A 21,786-nucleotide genomic window follows, 5' to 3' on the forward strand; every position below is an offset into this window, starting at 1 on the left:
CGGGTTGGCAAACGATAAGTGGCAAGAAGTACTACTTTAATTCAAAGGGAGTCATGCTGACTGGTAGAAATAAAATAAATGGAAAGTGGTATTCTTTCGATCAAAAAGGTATTCTGAAAACCCAATGATAAAAACATGATTTAAGTACAAAAAAACTCGGATTAGTTTTTCCGAGTTTTTTGACTTTCTTCAACACTTTCCTTAAGTTCTACTACTCCCCAACCATTAACCATACTTTTTCTCAATTCTTTTACTATTTTAGTTACATTCGTTTTTAAAGTTTCCATTTTTAAACACCCCTGTATGTTATTTTTTCTTAAGTATCATTGTTTATCTTGATAGTTATTATGTTACGATGAATATCGTTATTCGTAAAATGCGAAATTAGAATAGTTATTATAACTTTTGGTTATGATAAATCGAACACAAAAAGAAAAGCACCTCATGAAGTGCTTTCCAGCCTAGCGCTACTTACTGAATAAACCTTTGACGCCTTTATAAATCAAAACGAGTGAGAAGATTAAAACAGTTAAGATACCAATAATATCAGTGACCGGTGAAACGCTTTCAAGAAATGAATCGGCTAAAGGAACTCTAATAAGTGCAAAACCAGATAATATCGTAGCAAGAAATAAAACGATGCGATTATCCATTGGTTCACCCTCCTTCCTATGCGATTGATAAAATATATGTCAATCCTGTTACAAATATGTCAATTGTGTAAATTTAATGATGAAGAAAGAAAAAGATTCCCTTAGATGAGGAAATTGGCATAATATTTTCACAAATTGTATACAAAAATAAGCTTTACTATGTTATCTTTATCACATAAATAGTTCCAAAAATGGTGGGGTAAATTTGGCTAATTTTTATGATCAATTACCAGTTGATATGGTTGCTCAATTTTTTTATCATATTAATAAAAAAATTGAGCAAGAGAAACTTTCCAAATCATTGAACTATGAAATTGAACTCATTGGTAAATCAGTGAAGAAAAAAGGGTTAAGCGTGACAGATTTAGAACAATATTTAATTAAACCAGGTACAATCCAAATGGCAGCGCATTAAGCGTTGCTTTTTTGTGTTGTTGAATTTTTAGGAGAGTAGTAATAAATATGCAAAACCAACAAAAGCTAATTACTATGGATAAAATATACGGAGGTAATCAAATGGAGAAATATCAATTTCCAAAAGGGTTTTTATGGGGAGGGGCGACCGCGGCCAATCAAATGGAAGGCGGTTTTAATGAAGGGAACAAAGGGCTAAATATTGCCGATGTCCTTCCAGGTGGAAAGGACAGACTTAACATCCTCCAATCGCCAGGCTTCAATTTTGAAATCGATCGCAATAAATACTATTATCCTAATCATGAAGGAATTGACTTCTATAATCGTTATAAAGAGGACATTGCATTATTTGCCGAAATGGGCTTTAAAGTATTCCGTATGTCAATTGCATGGACAAGAATTTTTCCCCAAGGAAATGAGCTAGAAGCGAATGAAGATGGCTTGGCTTTTTATGACCGTGTATTTGATGAATTGCATAAATATGGAATCGAACCAGTTGTGACGATTTCTCACTATGAAATGCCGGTAAACCTTGTAAAAGAATATGGAGGCTGGAGAAATCGAGAAGTGGTCACCTTCTTTGAGAGGTACGTCCAGGTAATCCTTAATCGTTATAAAAATAAAGTGAAATATTGGATGACCTTTAATGAAATTAATAGTGGGTTAATTATGCCGATTATGGGCCTTGGCTTCGCAATACATAAAGAAGATGACAAATACCAGCCTACATTTCAGGCCTATCATCATCAATTTGTCGCTAGTGCTATAGCTGTAAAGGCATGTCATGAAATCATCCCAGACGCAAAAATTGGCTGTATGATTCTATATGCACCTGTGTATTCCTATGATTCCAATCCAGAAAATGTCATGTATGCTCTCCAGGAAGAACGCTTTTTTAACTATTTTTGTGCCGATGTGCAGGTCCGAGGTGAATATCCTGCGTTTATTAAACGGTACTTTAATGAGCACAAGATTGAAATAGATATTCGGGACGGAGACCTCGATTTAATTAAACAAGGCACTGTTGATTATATTGGCTTAAGCTATTATATGTCTCGAACGGAGAAAAGACAGAAATCCGATTTGGAAAGTTCGCAAGGAAATCTGATTGGCGGAGTTAAGAATCCTTTCCTAAAGGCTAGTGATTGGGGCTGGGAAATTGACCCTGTCGGTTTGCGGATTAGTTTAAACCAATTATATGACCGGTACCAGATACCACTATTTGTTGTTGAAAATGGATTAGGGGCTTATGACAAAGTGGAAGAAGACGGCTCAATCAACGATGATTACCGGATTGATTATCTTCGTGAACATGTGAAGGCTATGGGGGAATCGATTGAAGACGGAGTGGAACTGATGGGATATACCACTTGGGGATGTATTGATATGGTCAGCATGTCTTCTGGCGAGTATTCTAAAAGGTATGGATTCATCTATGTAGACAAGCAGGATGACGGCAGCGGGACACTAGAACGAAGCAAGAAAAAGTCCTTCTTCTGGTATAAAGATGTGATCGAGACTAATGGCGAAAAACTTTAATAAACCCACTAATGAGGCGATTGCTCTGATAGGGCAGTCGCTTTTATGAGGATGGTTATCTAGTAAAGTTAATCGTGGCCGTGGCGATAGAAAAAAGGGCTAACGGTATTGAAAAAGCCTAATCATGCCCGTACCCCCAGAGAAAATAGTGGTTGGCACGAGGAAACAAATAACTTCTGGCGGAACTAAAAATCATTCTACCTATTGACACAATTACGGAGAATATGATATTAAAATTATATCGGATTAGCACTCGGTTAATTAGAGTGCTAACAGTATCCTGAATTGTTATATAAAAAAACAATTCAGTTACTACATAATCATTTTCACTGGAAAGGGGATAGTTTTATGGCAAAGAAAGAGTTTAAAGCTGAATCGAAACGATTACTAGAAATGATGATTAACTCCATTTATACACACAAAGAGGTGTATTTACGAGAGTTATTATCGAATGCTAGTGATGCGATTGATAAAATCTATTACAAAGCGTTAACAGATGATGCTTTAAGTTTTGACAAAGACAGCTATTTCATTAAATTGATTCCAGACCAAGAAAACCGTACATTGAAAATTGTTGATACGGGGATTGGAATGACAAAAGAAGAATTGGAAAATAACCTTGGGACGATTGCAAAAAGTGGTTCCCTCGCATTTAAAAAAGAAAACGAAATTAAAGACGGCTATGACATCATCGGTCAGTTCGGTGTAGGTTTTTATGCAGCATTCATGGTTGCAGATGTGGTGACTGTTATTAGTAAAGCCTTAGGAAGTGATGAGGCCTATAAGTGGGAATCTACTGGGGCCGATGGATATACGATAGAGCCGGTTGAAAAGGATTCAGTTGGTACAGAAATTATCTTAAAACTGAAAGAGAATACAGAAGATGAGAATTATGATGAGTATCTACAGGAATATCGCTTAAAGTCAATCATTAAGAAATATTCTGATTTCATTCGCTATCCGATCAAAATGGATGTCACTGACCGAAGACTCAAAGAAGGCAGCGAGTCTGAATACGAGGATGTGCAAGAAGAACAAATCATCAATAGTATGGTGCCGATATGGAAAAAGAATAAAAGTGAGTTAACTGATGAGGATTACACAAACTTCTATGCAGAAAAACGCTACGGTTTTGATAAACCGATTAAACATATCCATATTAACGTAGAAGGTTCAATACGATATAATGCGATTCTTTATATCCCAGAAAAAACTCCGTACGATTTCTATTCAAAGGAATTTGAAAAGGGCTTAGAACTTTATTCAAATGGGGTTCTAATCATGGAGAAATGTGCGGACTTGCTTCCAGACCATTTCAGTTTCGTAAAAGGTATGGTTGATTCCGAGGATTTATCACTTAATATTTCAAGAGAAATGCTCCAGCACGACCGCCAATTGAAACTGATTGCAAAAAACATTAGCAAAAACATTAAAAGCGAATTGCAAAAACTGTTAAGAAATGAACGAGAAAAGTATGAACAGTTCTATCAATCGTTTGGCCGTCAGTTAAAATACGGCGTGTACAGTGACTTCGGCGCAAATAAAGAAGCCTTACAGGACCTAATCCTGTTCTATTCTTCTAAAGAGAAAAAGCAGGTCACCTTGGACGAATATGTTTCTAGAATGCCAGAAGATCAAAAATATATTTATTATGCTTCCGGGGAATCAATTGAACGAATCGACAAACTCCCACAAGCAGAATTTGTTTCTGAAAAAGGCTATGAAATTCTTTATTTCACTGAGGATATCGATGAGTTCGCGATCAAAATGTTATTGACCTACAAAGAGAAAGAATTCAAGTCGATCTCAAGTGGTGACTTAGGAATTGAAGGGGAAGATAATAAAGACGAGTCCGATTCCAATCAGCAGGAAAACAAAGAACTGTTTGACTATATGAAAAACATCTTAGCTGATAAAGTAAAGGATGTACGGATTTCAAAACGCTTAAAATCGCACCCCGTCTGCATCGCAACCGAAGGTGAAATTTCGATTGAGATGGAAAAAATCCTTGCTGCAATGCCTGATAATCAAAATATAAAGGCGGACAAGGTGTTAGAAATCAATAAAAACCATGAAGTCTTCCAATCCTTAAAAGAGGCTTATGAAAATGATAAAGGTAAACTGGACCTGTACACTAAGTTATTATACAATCAAGCACTATTGATTGAAGGTCTACCAATTCAAGACCCGGTTGAATTTACAAATGATATTTGTAAGATCATGGTGTAAATTATCTCCCGCACTCACTTAAAGGTGAGTGCGGTTTTTTATATGAATTAGCAAAGTTTCGTCACTTGGAGGGAATATAATAAGGCACTGTTTTCTACTATTTTCAGGAAAGTCATCTTACGGAAATTTTTCAGAAAATGGCTGGACACTTTCCAGGTGGAGAGTTATACTTCGATGCAGAATCAAAAATGATGCTAACTATTTCTATTAATACCGTAGAAAAAGCAGGGAACATGGGTGCAAAAATGTATTTCTCTGTGAATAATCCCATGGTTCTGGAAAAGTGGTCGCCAAAAATCAAGCTCCTTTTCTTTGAACCCTACTTCAAAGGGTTCCTGCAAGATAGAAGTGGGAAAGTGGCACCCGTTTCATGGTAAGGGTGGTAGATATTTTTAGGTTGATGAAGTTTGTCCATTTGCTTTTTGAGAGGTAAACTCCATATAGTGAAGACAAAAGAAAGGCTGATTTGATGTTTTTTGATTTAGATCCAACGTTATTAATTATTTTAGTAGTTTTTGGCTTTTTAGCCGCCTTTATCGATTCCGTTGTCGGTGGCGGTGGTTTAATCGCCTTGCCGGCATTGCTGTTTACCGGTCTGTCGCCGGCGGCTGCGGTTGCCACCAATAAATTAGCGGGAACGATCGGCTCTTTAACTAGTACAATCATGTTTTATCGTTCTGGCCAGATTAATTTAAAATCTGTCTATAGGCTATTTCCCCTGACGTTTATTGGCTCGATGATTGGGGCATGGACGGTCCATTTAATGAATCCCGAACTGTTAAAGCCACTGATGCTAATCATGCTTGCTGTAGTGGCCATCTATACGATTTTTAAGAAAGATTGGGGCTCAAATTCAACTGATAAAAAAATGGCATTCCACCAGCAGCTAATTTTTATGATCGTCATTTTTGCGATTGGATTCTATGATGGATTTATCGGTCCCGGAACAGGTTCATTTTTCATCTTTGCGTTTTTAATGATGGGATTTAACTTTTTAAAGGCAGCTGGGAATGCGAAATTTTTAAATTTCGGCAGTAATATTGCGGCATTACTAATGTTCATCATTTTGGGACAAGTCAATTACGCGTACGGGATCCCAATGGGCTTGGCTCAATTAGCTGGGGCTGTTTGCGGTTCGAAATTTGCGATTAAACGCGGCAGCGGCTATGTCCGTGCCCTCTTTATTGTCGTTACCTTTTTATTGTTAGCTAAAAATGCTTACGATTATTTTCAATAAAAAAAGTAGAGTGGAGATGTTTCAGCTTGGATTGTGTCATTCGTTTGGCGAGAAGTGAGGAGATTGAACCCATTCGCAAGCTTCTAAAAGAGAATGCAGTATGGCTTCAATCAAAGGGAATTAATCAATGGTCGTATTTATTAGACGGTGGTGAGTACGATCCAATTCATCGAGCAATTTTAATTGAGGAGACGTATGTACTCGAGATAGACAACAAAGTCATGGGAACGTTTACGGCTTCCTTAAAACAAAATGACTGGGATATCGAGATATGGGGAAAGAGTATTGAACCTTCCGTATACATACACCGCCTTGCGATTGGATTAAACGCTAAGGGAAATGGGTTGGGATGGGAAGCTCTTCAGTGGACCGAAAATTATTTCGCGAATCGTGTAAGCTATTTAAGACTTGATTGTGTCGCTCATAATCAAAAACTAAATGAATTTTATCAAAATTGTGGTTTCACCTTGGTTGGCCAAACGAATGGATTCAATAAGTATCAAAAATTATTACAATAGGAAACAACTTTCTAAAGAATGGGCGAATTCTTGAGACTTATGATCGAATTTCAGATAGTAATGTGCGATTGTTGGACCTTAATGGGCGAATAGGCAGTATTAATGGGCGAATTAAGAAAATCGAGTCTAGTAGAAACTAGATTTTAGCCAAGCCTATATTCATTGTTTTTAGACAATTGAAAAATATGTTACGATAGTAAAGAAAAGACAGTATAAATCATTAAACGGGGGCAATCCAATGTACAGCTTTAAGAACGATTACAGTGAAGGCGCACATCCTAGAATATTGAATGCTTTACTAGAATCCAACCTTGTCCTGGAGGACGGATATGGGGAGGATCAATTTTCCCAAAAAGCGGTTGAATTGCTAAAAGAGAGACTGGGAAGAACAGACGTTGATATCCACCTCATTTCTGGCGGAACGCAAACCAATTTGATTGCGATTTCGGCCTTCTTACGACCGCATGAAGCGGCGATGGCAGCTAGTACCGGCCACATTCTTGGACATGAAACCGGGGCCATCGAAGCGACGGGTCATAAAGTCCTTTCGATAGAAGCAGAAAACGGGAAATTAACTCCTGCTCATATCCAAGCAGTCCTCGATGGTCATCCTGATGAACATATGGTCAAACCCAAGCTCGTATACATATCTAATTCGACCGAAATCGGAACCATTTATTCGAAGAGTGAACTAGAGCAATTAAGTGAGTATTGTAAAAAGAAGCAGCTGATTTTATATATGGATGGAGCTAGGCTGGGATCAGCCCTCTGTTCGGAAGAAAATGACCTTCAGTTCACCGATCTACCTGAACTAGTAGATGCGTTCTATATTGGAGGAACGAAGAATGGGGCTCTCCTCGGAGAGGCATTAGTCATCTGCCGTGATCATCTGAAGGAAGACTTTCGTTATCATATGAAGCAAAAAGGAGCGTTGCTTGCCAAAGGGAGACTCCTAGGCATCCAGTTCCTTGAACTATTTAAAGACAATTTGTTCTTTGAGATGGCCGAACATGCTAATAAAATGGCAGCATCGCTCCAAACGGAAATAAGCAAGTCTAATATACCGTTTTTGACCCATTCTCCATCCAACCAGATTTTTCCGATTCTTCCGAATGCCCTGATTACCGAACTGGCAAAAAACTATGCGTTTCATATTTGGGAAAAGGTTGATACCAATCATTCGGCGATTCGACTCGTCACATCCTGGGCAACAAAAGAGGAACAGGTTAAAGCTTTTCTTGAAGATTTAAACAGTATTATTTGATTAAATTAGGTAGGTAACTTGTTTAAAAGTTAAAATAAATTTTTTATCATCTTTATACTTGAATATTATTAGAAAATTTGCTATTGTTAGAGAAATAAAAAAGACTATGTGTAACTGGCGAAACACGGATCATCGTGAGGGAGCGCATAGTGTCGCAGCCGTTCGCCTGGGCAGAGGTAGGGAATTAAAATCCTTGCCTCTTTCTTTATAGTAGGAGGGGATAGATCATCGGCTAGGAGTCGTCCATGCTTAAATGAATTAGTTGGTAGAGTCAGATTTTAATAATATTTAAAGGTTGCTAAGTCCCCGTACGTAAGTTTGACAAACAATTAAGAGGCAAAAAGGAGAAAACGAGATGAGCGCAATAACTGTTGATAAAAAGAAAACCATTAAAACATTAAATAATATTGCCAAGAGTGGGCTAAATGTATTTAATAAGGATCAATTTACAATCGATAATGATAGTGAAAATCCGGATGCAATCGTTGTTCGCAGTTTTAACATGCATGCATTAGAATTTGGAAAGAACTTAAAGGCAATCGCACGTGCCGGTGCGGGAGTTAATAATATCCCAGTCGAAAAGTGTACGGAGAAAGGGGTTGTTGTTTTTAATACCCCTGGAGCTAATGCCAATGCTGTAAAAGAAATGGTGCTCACCACGTTAATGGCATCATCCCGCAACCTTTTTGACGGTGTCGCATGGACCAAAACACTTCAGGGGGAAGGTGACCAAGTCCCGAAGCTAGTTGAAGCAGGGAAGAAGCAATTCGTTGGAAAAGAAATCAAGGGGAAAACACTAGGTGTGATTGGCTTAGGAGCGATCGGAGCACTTGTTGCAAATGATGCCATCGATTTAGACATGGATGTGATTGGATTTGACCCGTTCATATCAATTGATACGGCTTGGAACTTGTCCCGCAATATCCAACGTGCGATGACGATTGAACAGTTGTTTGCTGAATCAGATTACATTACGGTACATGTTCCATTAACCGATGACACAAGAGGCATGTTTAACGAAGGAACCTTCAGCCTAATGAAGCAGGACGTTCATATTTTAAATTTCTCTCGTGGAGAGCTTGTAAATGAAGCGGATATGTCTGCTGCACTTGAAAGTGGGAAGGTTGGGAAATATATTACAGACTTCCCAAATGAAAATGTCTTAAAAATGAAGAATGCTATCCCAATCCCACATCTTGGTGCTTCAACTCAAGAGTCAGAAGAAAATTGTGCGATTATGGCGGCCCGCCAGGTGAAGGACTTTCTGGAAACAGGAAATATCAAAAACTCAGTGAATTTTCCAAACGCTTCGCTTCCGTATACAGGCAAGCGACGGGTTGCGGCATTCCACAAGAATGTTCCAAATATGGTGGGGCAGTTGACACTGGCAATTTCAAGCTATAATTTAAACATCGCTGATATGATTAATCGCAGCCGTGGGGAATACGCCTATACGATGATTGACATTGACAATAAAATCAATGGCGATGTCATTCCAGGTTTACAGGAAAAAATCAATCAAATCGAAGGACTTGTTACAGTTCGGATTATATAAAATTAAGAGAATATATCTAGTTACTAAGTGCAGTTTACATATAACTGCACTTTTTTTGTGCCTATTTTACAAATATGCTTAAAAAAATTATTAAAAAATGGACTAGATTTAGTACTTAGTATCTAGATATCAGAATATCTTTTTACGTAGAAAGGGCTTGAACAGCTAAAAGGAGAGATATGATGGGGAATTTTGATGTCATTATTATTGGCAGCGGGCATAATGCGTTAATTACTGCTGCCTATTTAACTCGCGCGGGTCGAAGCGTTTTGGTATTGGAAAAGAATGACCGCCCAGGCGGATTTTTGCGCACCGAAGAGTTGACACTGCCAGGTTTTAAACATGATGTATTTGCTGCCGCGCATCCACTCTTTACAACGGGACCCGCCTACGCTGAGCTAAGAGAGGATCTGGAAGCACGCGGGCTTCGCTACTTAAATACAGACCTGCCAACAGGCGTATCGATGGAAGACGGACGAACAGCCGTCCTGCCTACATCCTTTGAAGAACTTATAGCTGAGGCGGAACGGTTAGCACCTGGTGATGGCGCAGCACTTGCTAGGATGTTTGAACAGCTAAATCCATATGTTAACGATGTTTTTGGGTTATTCAATATGGATCTCTCCAGCAAAGAAGCTGCGCCTATGCTAAACCGGTTGCTCCACGAAGAGGGAGGGGCGGGGTATTCGCCTTTCGCAGCCTCGCTAGTCTCAACCGCACGAAATACTGTCAGTTCGCTTAAGTCACCGGTGACGCGGGCAATGCTTGCATCATGGGTCACTCATCTCGGCCGCACGCCAGATGAAGTCGGCAGCGGGATTTGGGTGCCACTGACAGTGATGGCGTTGATGGGCGGCGGGATGCCTACTCCGGAGGGAGGAAGTGAGAGGCTGGCGCAAGCATTATCCCAATTAATTAAGGATTATGGAGGCGAGATTCTCACAGATACACATGTTGAGCGGATTCTAGTCGAGAACGGTCGTGCGATTGGCGTAAGAACGGCAAAAGGGAAAAAATATCATGCCAAACAGGCTGTGGTGGCCTCGACCACACCTGACCAGCTATATCTTTCGCTCTTGGCAGAAACTGAGATTTCACCACCCCTTCGAGCACAGGCGAGACAGTACCGATATGGCCGAGGCTGTGTTCAAATCCATCTGGCACTAAGCGAGCTGCCGAAGTGGCCAGATAAACGGTTTAACCGTGTGGGTCAACCACATCTAACAGATGGACTGGATGGTTTTACACTAGCAATTGCCCAAGGAGCGGCCAATTTGCTCCCAGCTAACCCAACCTTTACAGTTGACTGCTCAACCAATCTTGATCCAACGCGTGCTCCAGCTGGGAAAGCAATCATGCGAATTCAAGTGCTGGAAGTCCCAATCCGCCCTCGCGGAGATTCTGCTAACCTAATTGATGTGGGCGATGGTTCATGGACACATGATTTAACCGAGCGGTTTACTGAACGAGTGCTTAATGTGGTGAGTAAACATATTCCAAACATCCCAAGTGCAGTAATCGGAAAATACGTAGTCACCCCTGACACGATTGCAAGATTTAATCCGAACTCGGGTCCTGGGGATCCTTATGGTGGAGCACATGACTTGGGGCAAAGTTATCTTCTTAGACCTTTACCTGGCCAACCGGGTCATCAGACAGCAATTCCAAACGTGTATATGCTTGGAGCCGCAACCTGGCCTGGTCATGGAGTGAATGGCGGATCAGGTTATATCGTGGCTCAGAAACTATTGTCACAATAAAAGACAATTAATCCTATCAATCTATTCATTAGGCAGGCCCTACTCCGGTTAGAAGTAGGGTCTATTTTTTATGAGCGTAGGAGGGCACTAAGGGGCCTTATCAATTGGGAATCGAAGCTTAGATCATCCTTTTAAAATATTTTTAACATTTAACCAAATACAATCCAGTTGAATACATATAAATAATTGTATTTTCTGTGATCAATTGGAGGGTGATAACAGTGAGACTGGAATATGATTACACTTTCGGATTACCAAGAAACATTGTCTGGAAATATATCAAAGATGAACAAGTGCTGCGGAACGCTCTCCCTGGTTGTAAGTCTTTTTCAGAAGTGAGTAAAGGCAGGTACCAAGCAGAGCTGGAGGTTAATATAGGTCCGATTCATGATCGCTTTGCTCTTGAAATACGACTTATTGAGAACAAGTCGTCATCCTTAATTCAGTTACAAGTGAAAGGAACAGGTAATCTCGGTGACATTGCGGGGAATGCTGATCTATATCTTAAAGATCAACAAGGGTCGACCCCGTTAAAATGTATAGCTGATGCACGTGTAACCGGTGCACTAGCCTTAGGAGGTCAGCGCCTCTTAGAGGGCGGGGCTAATAGTGGCTTGGAGACATTTTTTCAAAAAGTAGAAAAAGATATAAAGTTACAACTTTATTATTTGAAACGAAAAGGAAGGTGACAGCGGTAACGTGGACACCTTTCCTTTTTTTTGTTAATCAGGGGGACACTTGACCTATATTACATAGGAACTATGAACCAAATATTTCCATTCGTATTGACACCATTCAATGATAATTTTATAGTAATATTTAACAATTAGTATTCAGAATTAACTGACATCATTTTTTTGCACGAAAAAGAAACCGGTTTCTATCCGAACTAACCATTTATAAAACGGATTCGTAAGGATGAACAAAAAAATGACCCCATCTCAGCAAGCGGAATTCCACTGCTGGTCGATTGAATCACAAATAAATAACCTTTTATTGGGCATCCTCTTTTAGAGGATGTTTTTGCTATGATGAAGTTGACCAACAGAGTAGCAGCGGTAACGCAGACTTGAAACCTATAGGGGTGAAATAATTTGAAATGCCCGCAATGTGTATATACCAATCCAGATGGAGCAAAATTCTGTTTAAGCTGTGGGGAAAAGTTTATTAAAACTCACACACCAACGGATGACAATAGTTTTTTTTATGAGTTTGCCGATTATGTGAATATGGTCCCAAAAATTGAACGTTCCATTGAACCGAAATTTCAAAATATATTTTCACGTGTTTTCAAGGATCATAGTGAACTGGAAGCAGAACGACTGTTTATCGTCGGAACGGCCCTCACGACACCCAAAATTTCTGAAGTGAAAGATACCTGGCCAAAGCCATGGCTGTTTGCGAGGGTTTTCATCATTTCGCTGCTTGCATTTGCAGGGTTTTACGTTGGTGTGAGCTATTTTAGTAATGTTAACTTTATCCCCGGACTAATTCTTGTTGGTGCATTTGCTGCCCCGTTTACCACGTTAATTTTCTTTTGGGAAATGAATGCTCCACAAAATATTGCCTTTTACCGCGTTATTTTTATCGTAATGATTGGCGGGATTCTCTCCATGCTAGTCGCCCTCGTGTTTTTTGATATTCTGAAAAACAATATCAATCCAATTACGATAGGCATTGCCGAGGAACTTGCTAAAGCCATAACGGTGATTACGTTTGTCCGGTACCGAAAATACAGATATATTCTAAATGGATTGCTAATTGGGGCGGCGGTTGGAGCCGGTTTTGCCGCCTTTGAAACAGCAGGATATGCATTAAGAGCATTGCTCTCTGGAGATGGTGCAAACCTTTACAACACGATACTTTGGCGAGGAATCTTTGCTCCTGGCGGTCATGTTGCCTGGGCGGCCCTGACTGGCGCAGCATTCTGCAGGGTTCAAGGGGATCAGCCATTTAATCTTAACCTGTTAATCCGATTTAAATTTTTACGCGTGTTCCTTTTAGTAGTGGTGATTCATGCTTTATGGGACACCCCCATACCAGGAATGTTTCCCTTCGGACAATTGCTTTTAACGGCAGCTTCCTGGATCGTGGTTTTACTACTGATTCGAGCCGGTCTTAAGGAAATCGCAGAAAGAAAATTAATGGTGTAAGATAGGGTAGAGAGTGCTTTTCCAATCATTCATCCAAGCCAAAACGCGAAAATTGTCGACAAAAAGGTGGAAAAATTATAATATTAGTTTATAATTATATAGTTAATAAAAATAATATAAAATCGCATAAGCGATAAGAGGTTCTAGCCCCCCTCATTAAAAAAACTAAGATGAAGCAGTACTTCTATCTTGGAGTACTGTTTTTTCTATTTTGAAAGGAAGTATCGGAAATAAATGTTGAAAAATGAGAAAGCCATTGTTGTATTTAGTGGTGGGCAAGACAGCACCACTTGTTTATTTTGGGCATTAAAGCGATTTAAGGAAGTTGAAGCTGTGACGTTTGATTACAATCAACGGCATAGTTTAGAAATAGAATGTGCCAAAAATATTGCGAATGAATTGGGTGTGAAACACCATATTTTAGATATGTCCTTACTGAATCAACTCGCACCCAATGCGTTAACACGTTCAGATATACCAGTGACAGATGGCGGTGAAGGCGAACTTCCGTCGACATTTGTACCAGGACGTAACCTGTTATTCCTAACGTTTGCTGGTGTGTTAGCCCGTCAGATTGGGGCGAAGCATTTAGTCACCGGCGTGTGTGAAACGGATTTCAGCGGCTACCCAGATTGTCGTGATATGTTTATCAAGTCATTGAATGTAACCTTGAATTTATCGATGGATGATAATTTTGTGATTCATACCCCATTAATGTGGATTAATAAAGCAGAAACATGGGCACTAGCGGATGAATTAGGGGCCTTGGACTTTGTTCGCGAAAAAACCTTAACCTGCTACAATGGTGTGATTGCTGATGGATGCGGCGAATGCCCTGCCTGTTTGTTACGAAAAAGAGGTCTCGATGACTTCTTAAATGGGAGGTTTTAGCACGATGGGTTTTCGAATCGTCGATAAACTTCAGAAAATAAATGAGGACATACATCCAGAGCAATTAAAATATCATCATAAGCGTGTACTCGTCAGCAAAGAATTTACCTTCGACGCTTCACATCACTTACATTGTTATGAAGGAAAATGCAAAAATTTACACGGCCATACTTACCGAGTGATTTTTGGAATTAGCGGGTTTGTTGACGATCGCGGCTTAATGATTGACTTTGGCGATATAAAAGAGATTTGGAAAAATGAAATCGAGATCTTTCTAGATCATCAATATTTGAATGAAACCCTGCCATTTATGAATACCACTGCCGAAAATATGGTGGTCTGGATTTATGAGAAAATGAAGGAAGCGTTAGCGGTGGAAGAGCGTAGGAATCACTATACTGGAGCACGAGTAGAATTTGTTCGTCTTTTCGAAACCCCAACTAGCTATGCAGAAGCGAGAAGGGAGTGGATGGAGGAATGAGTAAGATTCCAGTGCTAGAAATATTTGGTCCGACTATCCAAGGAGAAGGAATGGTCATTGGTCAAAAGACGATGTTTGTCCGGACGGCCGGCTGCGATTATTCATGCAGCTGGTGTGATTCTGCCTTCACTTGGGATGGCAGTGCCAAAGAAGATATTCAGTTACTGACGGCTGAAGAGATCTGGGCAGAGTTAAAGCGAGTTGGCGGCGACAATTTCTCATTTGTGACGATTTCTGGGGGAAATCCAGCTCTGCTGAAGAATTTAGATGTATTGATTGATTTATTAAAAGAAAAAGAGATAAAGATAGGGATCGAAACCCAAGGCAGCAGGTGGCAGGACTGGTTCGTACACATCGATGAACTGACCATCTCACCAAAGCCGCCAAGCTCCAATATGATTACGAATTTTGAAATCTTAGATTCTATTGTTCAAAATTTAAAAGGAGATGAGTTTAAAAATCAAGTGAGTCTAAAAGTGGTTATTTTTGATGAAACGGATCTGGAGTATGCGAAAATGGTCCATAAGCGATATGAGGAGATTCCGTTCTTTCTTCAGGTTGGCAATGATGACCTAACCAATTTTAATAATCGGGAATTGATTGAGAAACTCCTCTTAAAATATGAGTGGTTAGTCAATTGTGTGGTTGCGGATCCACAATTGAATAATGTAAAAGTTTTACCGCAATTACATGCTCTGCTGTGGGGAAATAAGCGCGGCGTGTAAGTATAGTAATGGAAGAAACAAAGGGGTGGAATGGATGAGAATCCTATTATATTTAGTATCAATCGTAACGGCGAATGTGGTTACAGCAGCTGTTGCACCATTGCAGCTAGGGGAATTTATTGTCCCAATGGGAACATTGTTTATTGGAGCAACGTTCATTTTTAGAGATTTGGTCCAAAACAAATATGGAAGAAAGAAAACGTATCTTTTCATAGGAACAGCCTTATTATTATCTGCTATTGTATCAGCTATTTTAGGTGATACACTAATCATCGTCTTAGCTTCTGCACTCTCGTTTGCTGTGGCAGAAACGACAGATACTGAAATTTATACAAGATTGAAATTACCAATGAGCTGGCGAGTTTTCTATAGTGGAATCGTTGGCGGTTTATTAGATTCCGTTATATTTGTGATCATCGGCCTGAGCCCATTCGGAGCAAACTTCTTACCGTGGGAAGCCGTTCCTGCAGCAATCCTAGGTCAAGTAATTGTGAAAACAATTATCCAGGGGATTGCGGCCATCATCTTGAGTCAGGTTAGCAAACCATCAAGCAAAGAGGTTATCTCGAATTAATATAAATAAGCACTTACTTGGGAATGGCGAGCGCTGTTCCTAGGTGAGTGCTTTTTTACTGAGATAATTTATCCGTCGAAAGCTCAACTTTTCCTGATAAATGTTATAATTTTACTATCAACTGGAATAAGTGGATTGCTTTTGCTAGAAAGCTTAAAAACTATATTTTTTAGGGGAAGGGAAGTTTGTATGCCATTAGAAATTGTTCGCAATGATATAACAAAAATGAAGGTCGATGTAATTGTGAATGCCGCGAATGCAGCCTTGAAAATGGGTGGCGGTGTTTGTGGGGCAATCTTTCGTGCCGCCGGGGCCAGTGAACTGCAGGATGCATGTGACCAAATTGGCAGTTGTAAGGTAGGAGAAGCCGTTCTTACCGATGGCTTCAAGCTGGATGCCAAATATATCATTCATACTCCAGGACCTATTTGGCAAGGGGGGACGAAGCAAGAGGCAGCTTTGTTAAAAGCATCTTACCTTAACTCTTTGGAACTAGCAAACAAGCATCAATGCGAGTCGATTGCGTTTCCATTGATCTCAACAGGCATCTATGGTTATCCAAAAGAGGAAGCACTGCAAATGGCAATTTCGACGATTAGTTCCTTTTTAATAAATCATGACATGTTTGTTTATCTTGTTGTTTTTGATAAAAAAGCGTTCGGATTAAGCTCGAAATTATTTACAACCATCCATCAATACATAGATGAGCATTATGTAGAAGAAGTAGAAAGCGCCATTCGCAGCATGAGTGAAGAACGGTTTGCGATGCACAATATCGTCTATAACAAGCAGGATGTATATGAAAAAGCTACTGAATCTTTGATAAACCTGTTAAACCACCTTGAGGAATCCTTTTCCGAGCGGATGCTGCGGTTCATTGATGAAAAAGGCATGACCGATGTCGAGACGTATAAACGAGCGAATGTGGACAGGCGCCTATTCTCAAAAATTCGCAATGGAGTCGATTATACTCCAACTAAGAAAACTGCCTTAGCCTTTGCGATTGCATTACAATTGAACTTAGAGGAAACGGACGAGCTGCTTTCGACGGCCGGTTACACCTTGTCGCACAGTAGTAAATTTGACGTCATTATAGAATTTTTCATCCAACAGGCCAACTACAATATTCATGAAATTAATGAAGCTTTATTTGCGTTTGATCAAACATTATTGGGTGCGTAAAATGTCGCTTTCGAAGCGACCTTTTCTTTTTTTAAAATTGTTATCCTATATTCATCAAAGAAATGGAGGATGACAAGAATGAAAAAGAATTTAACTGAGTTAGTGTTTATTTTAGATAAAAGCGGATCAATGGCAGGGCTTGAAGCAGATTCCATCGGTGGTTTCAATGCAATGCTGAAAAAACAACAAAAAGCGGAGGGTGAAGCCCTTGTGACGACTGCTCTTTTCGATCACCGTTATGAATTATTGCACGACCGAATCAATGTGAGAGGGCTAGCTCCTCTCACCGACAAAGAATATGAAGTAGGCGGTACGACCGCATTACTTGATGCGATTGGTTTTACGATTCAAAAAATGGTAAATGTTCAAAAGAGGACCAGTGAAGTGGAACGGGCCGAAAAGGTACTATTCGTGATTACCACGGATGGAATGGAAAATGCCAGCAGTGAATTCTCGTCGGACAAAATCAAGAAAATGGTTCAGCTGCAAAAAGAGAAATATGGCTGGGAATTTATCTTCCTTGGAGCCAATATTGATGCGGTGACCACCGCTGCACAATTTGGAATTGATGAGGACTTTGCGGTGGAATACCATGCGGACAAAATCGGAACGCAATTAAATTATCAAGCGGTAAGTGAAGTCGTCAGCAACCTTCGAAGCGGCAAAAAGATTGATCGAAGCTGGAAAGAAGGAATTGAACGAGATTATAATCGGCGGTCAAGGAAGTAAGGCAAAAGTTAAGGACAAACATCATCCTTTTCTAATAATAAAAAGCGTCTGCACTAGTTGCAAACGCCTCTTCGGAGATTATAAAATGTCTTTCGGTTGGTGTATTATATAATATGCACTCAAGATAAAGCTGAAAGGGACAAGTGCTGATTTTCATATAAATAAACAGAAAATGGGTAATATACATCATCGTTGAGTCCACACCTGATTATTTGGATGTAAGCATACCTTGAAAAAGTCCCGGTGTGGACTTTTTTGATTCGTACAGAAACTGGTTATAGTTATTGTCTTTGTCCACCTAAAAAATTAGTGAAAGAGCCCTTCCCATTTTTAATTTCTAAACATAGATTGTAAGGAAAATAAAAAAGGGAGGTAATAAAATGTTTGGTTACGGTGGATTTGGTGGTTGTTGTGGCGGCTATGGGTACGGCGGTGTAGGCTACGGTGGTGGCTTCGCTTTAATCGTTGTATTGTTTATCTTGTTAATTATTGTTGGAGCAGCACTCTGCTACTAAGAAAAAGTGGCAATGTTTAACTTAAAAAAGCCCAAGATGGGCTTTTTGCAGGCTGTCGAAAAATTCGATAGCCTTTTTCTGTTCTGGTTGATTGAACACTTTTTAATATAACTACGATATAGGCATCTTTTTGACCATTCGCGCCCAATGAATACTGATTTCTCCTCCGCGGGCATCTTCCAGCTCCTATGGTTACCGAAGAGACTCTTTTTTCTCCTTCACGGTCATTATACGGCACCTATGATTACCGAAGAGATTCTTTTTTCTCCTTCACGGTCATCATACGGCACCTATGGTTACCGAAGAGACTCTTTTTTCTCCTTCATGGTCATCATACGGCTCCTATGGTTACCGAAGAGCCTTTTATTTCTCCACCACGGGCATAATACAACTTCAATATTCCCCTAATGATAATTTATCCTATTTTATGAATACCTTCTGTTCCTGCATCTAAGGCAGTCCTATAGTAGTTACATTTATGATTAATGAGTTCCATTGTCTTATTCAGTTCTGCTAATTGTGCTTCTACAGCTGCTTTTCGCTCCAAGAACAAGTTATATCTTTGCTGTAAGGAGGAATCACCTTCAGAACACCAAGCTATGAAACCTTTAATTTCTTTAATAGGCATCCCGGTAGATTTTAGACATTGAATGATTTTTAATGCTTCAATATCGGATTCTTTAAATAATCGGGTTCCACTCGGGGTCCGTTCAACAAAAGGGATAAGGCCCTCCTTGTCGTAATAACGTAACGCATATACGGTGAGATTTAATTCTTTTGCCACTTCGCTTATAGAATAATATGACATCTTCATAGACCTTCTTTTCTTTTGATATAGACATCGAGTTAACTCTATGCTTTGTTAAGATTCTACCATCCTGGACTCTAAATCTCAAAAAAAACTTTATCATCCTATTATACTAAAATAAACTTTTTACTTGACCTAGAGTTAACTAGAGGGTTTATTCTAGTTTTGCAAGAGAAGAAGGGGAGATGTGAATCAAAGTCCATTCTCTTGGAGAATCACATACTATTGGAGGTTTAAACAAATGATAACAGCTAAAGCAAGAGCAGTTGACGGTCCTGATAAACCGTTTCGAGCTGCTGAAATTAAAAGACGTGACCTTGATTTACATGATGTTTTGATTGAAATTAAATATGCAGGGATATGCCATTCTGACATACATACAGCTCATGGCGAATGGGGACCTGTGAACTATCCACTTGTGCCTGGACATGAGATTGCGGGATTTGTCACTGAAGTAGGAGCAGAGGTTACAAAGTATAAGGTCGGTGACCGAGTTGGAGTCGGTTGTATGGTTGACTCCTGTGGCGAATGTGAGAACTGCCGAAAAGGAGAAGAACAATACTGTCTAAAAGGAAATGTCCCTACCTATGCGGGCGTTGACAAATATGGCGAGCCTACTCAAGGTGGCTATTCAACCCATATTGTTGTCACTGAGGACTTTGTAGTTAGAATTCCAGATAACATCTCGCTTGACGCTGCCGCACCATTACTTTGTGCAGGTATTACAACCTATTCTCCACTAAACCATTGGGGAGCTGGTCCAGGTAAGAAAGTAGCGGTTGTTGGGTTGGGCGGTCTTGGTCATATGGGTGTCAAGATAGCACATGCCATGGGTGCCGAAGTCACCGTTCTCTCACAAACATTAAACAAAAAGGCCGATGGCTTGGAATTCGGCGCTGACGCTTATTATGCCACAAGCGATTCAGAGACGTTTCAAAAACTTGCGGGTTCATTTGATCTCATCATCAATACGGTAAGCGCAAAGATTGACATTAGTGCCTACCTCTCCTTGTTGGCGTTAGATGGTACACTAGTCAACGTGGGTGCGCCAGCAGAGCCGTTGTCTCTTAACGTATTCTCGCTGATCGGACATCGTCGTTCATTTGCAGGTTCGATGATTGGCGGTATCCGTGAGACTCAGGAAATGTTAAATTTCTGTGCTGAGCATCATATTGTTCCGAAAATTGAAGTCATCTCAGCAGACCAAATTGACGAAGCCTACAAGCGCGTATTAGCTTCAGATGTGAAGTATCGATTCGTAATTGACACCAGCACCATATAAGTGGTGTATGCGATAAATCAATCAAGGATGTCCCAGAATTAAGCTTTTGGGGCATCCTTTTTAATTGTTTTCCGTAAATTTCACTCGAATTGTTTTTAAAGACAAAGTCTGAGCACATTTGATAAATTGGATAAAAAGCTAATTGTAACTTCACGATTAGCTTTTTATATGTAATTAAATGGATAATTTCCTTCAATTAGGAAACCGTAATAAGGAAATTAATAACACTTTGGAAGGGTGTTTTTTTATGGAAAAAAAACTGTTAAATATACTTACAGCTTTATGCTTTATTTCATTGCCTTTCTTATTTAAAGGACCAAAAATGAGAGAAAATCTGCTAATTCTTTTTTCAAAAGGTGTACTTGCAACTCTAGTTGATGCTTATGTTGTGGGAACAAGAAGAGTGGAATACCCCGTTCGGCCTTTTCCAAAAATTTTTAAAACAAATGTTATTTATGACGTATTATTTTTCCCAATATTAAGTGTAATTTGGGTTAAGATTTCATACAATGATAAACTTTGGAAAATTTTACTTAAAAGTTTTATTTTTAGTGTTCCGATGAGTTTTGCTCAGTGGTTTATGGAAAAGAACACCAGATTATTTAAATGGAATAAATGGTCACCATTTCATACTTTTGCAAGTGTTAATTTTACGTTATTTATGATTAGAGGGTTTGTTGGTTTATTAAAGATAGTAGACAAGTTTAAAGGAAAGCAAAATATCATCGAAAACTAAAGGTTGATTCTATGAAGAATACTTATAAGTTAGAAGCTATCCTATGGAGTGTGGCTTTTCCAGGCTTTGGTCAGCTGTTAAACGGTCAACTTATTAAAGGAATCATGTTTATCGTTTTGGAATTCATAATTAATGTTAACAGTTTTTTTAACCAAGCTATTATGTTTAGCTTTCTTGGGCAAATAAAAGAAGCGGCAGAAGTGGTGAATTATCAATGGCTAATGTTTTACCCATGTGTCTATATGTTTGCCATGTATGATGCTTATAAATGTGCGGAAGGGGAAAATCCTCGGTTTTCGTTTGTCCCATTTGCATTTGGTGCATATTTTGTCACGATAGGTCTTATGTACTCACCAAATAAGTTCTTCGGCATATTTTTTGGTCCTATTTGGCTTCCCATGATGTCTCTTATTCCTGGGTTAGCAATTGGATTTATCATTCGGTATGTATTAATTAAAACGAGAACGTAAACCTACTTTAATTTGCAGAAGACACTTCTGGAAGGAAGCATGTAAACAATTCAAAATCTGTGAACATGGGT

Annotated in this window: 23 protein-coding genes, 1 pseudogene and 1 riboswitch; of the genes and pseudogenes, 21 read left to right on the forward strand and 3 right to left on the reverse strand. The window is 39.4% G+C overall.

From position 1 onward, the window contains the following. Positions 1-128, forward strand: a pseudogene (locus tag V7121_RS24880) (hypothetical protein); the annotation flags it as partial. A gap of 33 nt (positions 129-161) precedes the next feature. Here the strand turns inward: V7121_RS24880 and V7121_RS03010 are convergent. Then, positions 162-287: a hypothetical protein gene (locus V7121_RS03010; protein WP_335545641.1), complete on the reverse strand. Its 126-nt coding sequence runs from the start codon at positions 285-287 to the stop codon at positions 162-164. Positions 288-467: 180 nt separating this feature from the next. After that, entirely contained in the window at positions 468-653 is a 186-nt protein-coding gene (locus V7121_RS03015; RefSeq protein ID WP_335545643.1) for a hypothetical protein, read from the reverse strand. 205 nt (positions 654-858) lie between these two features. Here V7121_RS03015 and V7121_RS03020 point away from each other — a divergent pair, with 205 nt between their 5' ends. The 17 genes from V7121_RS03020 to V7121_RS03100 all read left to right on the forward strand — a co-directional run bounded on the left by V7121_RS03020 (position 859) and on the right by V7121_RS03100 (position 18,419). Then, entirely contained in the window at positions 859-1,068 is a 210-nt protein-coding gene (locus V7121_RS03020) for a hypothetical protein (protein WP_335545644.1), read from the forward strand. A gap of 101 nt (positions 1,069-1,169) precedes the next feature. Continuing rightward, entirely contained in the window at positions 1,170-2,606 is a 1,437-nt protein-coding gene (locus V7121_RS03025; RefSeq protein WP_335545646.1) for a glycoside hydrolase family 1 protein, read from the forward strand. Between the two features lie 348 nt (positions 2,607-2,954). Continuing rightward, positions 2,955-4,835 carry a molecular chaperone HtpG gene (gene htpG / locus V7121_RS03030; protein WP_335545648.1) on the forward strand — a complete coding sequence of 627 codons (1,881 nt, stop codon included), beginning with the start codon at positions 2,955-2,957 and terminating at the stop codon, positions 4,833-4,835. A 469-nt stretch (positions 4,836-5,304) separates the two neighbouring features. After that, positions 5,305-6,072: a TSUP family transporter gene (locus tag V7121_RS03035; protein WP_335493876.1), complete on the forward strand. Its 768-nt coding sequence runs from the start codon at positions 5,305-5,307 to the stop codon at positions 6,070-6,072. 26 nt (positions 6,073-6,098) lie between these two features. Further along, entirely contained in the window at positions 6,099-6,590 is a 492-nt protein-coding gene (locus V7121_RS03040) for a GNAT family N-acetyltransferase (RefSeq protein WP_335545650.1), read from the forward strand. Between the two features lie 238 nt (positions 6,591-6,828). Then, a complete protein-coding gene (locus V7121_RS03045) occupies positions 6,829-7,854 on the forward strand; it encodes a threonine aldolase family protein (RefSeq protein ID WP_335545652.1) in 1,026 nt (341 codons plus the stop codon). Between the two features lie 100 nt (positions 7,855-7,954). Continuing rightward, positions 7,955-8,033: riboswitch (ZMP/ZTP riboswitch) on the forward strand. Positions 8,034-8,209: 176 nt separating this feature from the next. Beyond that, positions 8,210-9,409 (forward strand): phosphoglycerate dehydrogenase, encoded by a 1,200-nt coding sequence (locus V7121_RS03050; RefSeq protein WP_335545654.1) that lies wholly within the window; start codon positions 8,210-8,212, stop codon positions 9,407-9,409. A gap of 182 nt (positions 9,410-9,591) precedes the next feature. Continuing rightward, the gene (locus V7121_RS03055) at positions 9,592-11,169 is read left to right on the forward strand and encodes a phytoene desaturase family protein (RefSeq protein WP_335545656.1); all 1,578 of its coding nucleotides are present in this window, start codon (positions 9,592-9,594) and stop codon (positions 11,167-11,169) included. A 221-nt stretch (positions 11,170-11,390) separates the two neighbouring features. Beyond that, on the forward strand, positions 11,391-11,858 hold the full coding sequence (locus tag V7121_RS03060) for a CoxG family protein (RefSeq protein ID WP_335545658.1): 468 nt from the start codon (positions 11,391-11,393) through the stop codon (positions 11,856-11,858). A 405-nt stretch (positions 11,859-12,263) separates the two neighbouring features. After that, entirely contained in the window at positions 12,264-13,322 is a 1,059-nt protein-coding gene (locus V7121_RS03065; protein ID WP_335545660.1) for a PrsW family glutamic-type intramembrane protease, read from the forward strand. Between the two features lie 237 nt (positions 13,323-13,559). After that, positions 13,560-14,213, forward strand: coding sequence for a 7-cyano-7-deazaguanine synthase QueC (gene queC, locus V7121_RS03070; RefSeq protein ID WP_335493892.1), 654 nt, complete (start codon positions 13,560-13,562; stop codon positions 14,211-14,213). Between the two features lie 4 nt (positions 14,214-14,217). Next, entirely contained in the window at positions 14,218-14,694 is a 477-nt protein-coding gene (gene queD / locus V7121_RS03075) for a 6-carboxytetrahydropterin synthase QueD (RefSeq protein ID WP_335493863.1), read from the forward strand. After that, a complete protein-coding gene (gene queE / locus V7121_RS03080) occupies positions 14,691-15,419 on the forward strand; it encodes a 7-carboxy-7-deazaguanine synthase QueE (RefSeq protein WP_335493861.1) in 729 nt (242 codons plus the stop codon). Before queD ends, queE begins: the two co-directional genes overlap by 4 nt. 34 nt (positions 15,420-15,453) lie before the next feature. Beyond that, positions 15,454-15,993 (forward strand): VUT family protein, encoded by a 540-nt coding sequence (locus tag V7121_RS03085; protein WP_335493859.1) that lies wholly within the window; start codon positions 15,454-15,456, stop codon positions 15,991-15,993. Between the two features lie 189 nt (positions 15,994-16,182). Further along, a complete protein-coding gene (locus tag V7121_RS03090; protein WP_335545663.1) occupies positions 16,183-17,175 on the forward strand; it encodes a macro domain-containing protein in 993 nt (330 codons plus the stop codon). A gap of 78 nt (positions 17,176-17,253) precedes the next feature. Beyond that, positions 17,254-17,904 carry a vWA domain-containing protein gene (locus tag V7121_RS03095; protein WP_335545665.1) on the forward strand — a complete coding sequence of 217 codons (651 nt, stop codon included), beginning with the start codon at positions 17,254-17,256 and terminating at the stop codon, positions 17,902-17,904. A gap of 380 nt (positions 17,905-18,284) precedes the next feature. Beyond that, positions 18,285-18,419, forward strand: coding sequence for a YjcZ family sporulation protein (locus tag V7121_RS03100; RefSeq protein ID WP_335493853.1), 135 nt, complete (start codon positions 18,285-18,287; stop codon positions 18,417-18,419). 415 nt (positions 18,420-18,834) lie between these two features. On the opposite strand, the gene V7121_RS03105 is transcribed toward V7121_RS03100, so the two are convergent. After that, positions 18,835-19,227 (reverse strand): MerR family transcriptional regulator, encoded by a 393-nt coding sequence (locus V7121_RS03105; protein ID WP_335493850.1) that lies wholly within the window; start codon positions 19,225-19,227, stop codon positions 18,835-18,837. A 241-nt stretch (positions 19,228-19,468) separates the two neighbouring features. On the opposite strand from V7121_RS03105, the gene V7121_RS03110 reads away from it, so the two are divergent. The 3 genes from V7121_RS03110 (at position 19,469) to V7121_RS03120 (ending at position 21,715) form a co-directional block, all read left to right on the forward strand. Then, the gene (locus V7121_RS03110) at positions 19,469-20,509 is read left to right on the forward strand and encodes an NAD(P)-dependent alcohol dehydrogenase (protein ID WP_335493848.1); all 1,041 of its coding nucleotides are present in this window, start codon (positions 19,469-19,471) and stop codon (positions 20,507-20,509) included. A gap of 247 nt (positions 20,510-20,756) precedes the next feature. Beyond that, complete coding sequence (locus V7121_RS03115; RefSeq protein WP_335493846.1) at positions 20,757-21,245, forward strand: CBO0543 family protein; 489 nt, start codon at positions 20,757-20,759, stop codon at positions 21,243-21,245. Positions 21,246-21,256: 11 nt separating this feature from the next. Then, complete coding sequence (locus V7121_RS03120; protein ID WP_335493844.1) at positions 21,257-21,715, forward strand: hypothetical protein; 459 nt, start codon at positions 21,257-21,259, stop codon at positions 21,713-21,715. Positions 21,716-21,786 lie beyond the last annotated feature (71 nt).

Source organism: Neobacillus drentensis (assembly GCF_036962125.1).
In the GTDB taxonomy this organism is placed as follows: domain Bacteria; phylum Bacillota; class Bacilli; order Bacillales; family Cytobacillaceae; genus Neobacillus; species Neobacillus drentensis_B.

Bases quoted from the DNA above. Each gene is read 5' to 3' on its own strand.
- V7121_RS03095 (WP_335545665.1), top strand. From the start codon at position 17,254: ATGAAAAAGAATTTAACTGAGTTAGTGTTTATTTTAGATAAAAGCGGA.
- V7121_RS03100 (WP_335493853.1), top strand. From the start codon at position 18,285: ATGTTTGGTTACGGTGGATTTGGTGGTTGTTGTGGCGGCTATGGGTAC.
- V7121_RS03105 (WP_335493850.1), bottom strand. From the start codon at position 19,227: ATGTCATATTATTCTATAAGCGAAGTGGCAAAAGAATTAAATCTCACC.
- queD (WP_335493863.1), top strand. From the start codon at position 14,218: ATGGGTTTTCGAATCGTCGATAAACTTCAGAAAATAAATGAGGACATA.
- htpG (WP_335545648.1), top strand. From the start codon at position 2,955: ATGGCAAAGAAAGAGTTTAAAGCTGAATCGAAACGATTACTAGAAATG.
- V7121_RS03110 (WP_335493848.1), top strand. From the start codon at position 19,469: ATGATAACAGCTAAAGCAAGAGCAGTTGACGGTCCTGATAAACCGTTT.
- V7121_RS03035 (WP_335493876.1), top strand. From the start codon at position 5,305: ATGTTTTTTGATTTAGATCCAACGTTATTAATTATTTTAGTAGTTTTT.
- V7121_RS03055 (WP_335545656.1), top strand. From the start codon at position 9,592: ATGGGGAATTTTGATGTCATTATTATTGGCAGCGGGCATAATGCGTTA.
- V7121_RS03085 (WP_335493859.1), top strand. From the start codon at position 15,454: ATGAGAATCCTATTATATTTAGTATCAATCGTAACGGCGAATGTGGTT.
- V7121_RS03120 (WP_335493844.1), top strand. From the start codon at position 21,257: ATGAAGAATACTTATAAGTTAGAAGCTATCCTATGGAGTGTGGCTTTT.
- V7121_RS03050 (WP_335545654.1), top strand. From the start codon at position 8,210: ATGAGCGCAATAACTGTTGATAAAAAGAAAACCATTAAAACATTAAAT.
- V7121_RS03015 (WP_335545643.1), bottom strand. From the start codon at position 653: ATGGATAATCGCATCGTTTTATTTCTTGCTACGATATTATCTGGTTTT.
- V7121_RS03010 (WP_335545641.1), bottom strand. From the start codon at position 287: ATGGAAACTTTAAAAACGAATGTAACTAAAATAGTAAAAGAATTGAGA.
- queE (WP_335493861.1), top strand. From the start codon at position 14,691: ATGAGTAAGATTCCAGTGCTAGAAATATTTGGTCCGACTATCCAAGGA.
- V7121_RS03115 (WP_335493846.1), top strand. From the start codon at position 20,757: ATGGAAAAAAAACTGTTAAATATACTTACAGCTTTATGCTTTATTTCA.
- V7121_RS03025 (WP_335545646.1), top strand. From the start codon at position 1,170: ATGGAGAAATATCAATTTCCAAAAGGGTTTTTATGGGGAGGGGCGACC.
- V7121_RS03090 (WP_335545663.1), top strand. From the start codon at position 16,183: ATGCCATTAGAAATTGTTCGCAATGATATAACAAAAATGAAGGTCGAT.
- V7121_RS03045 (WP_335545652.1), top strand. From the start codon at position 6,829: ATGTACAGCTTTAAGAACGATTACAGTGAAGGCGCACATCCTAGAATA.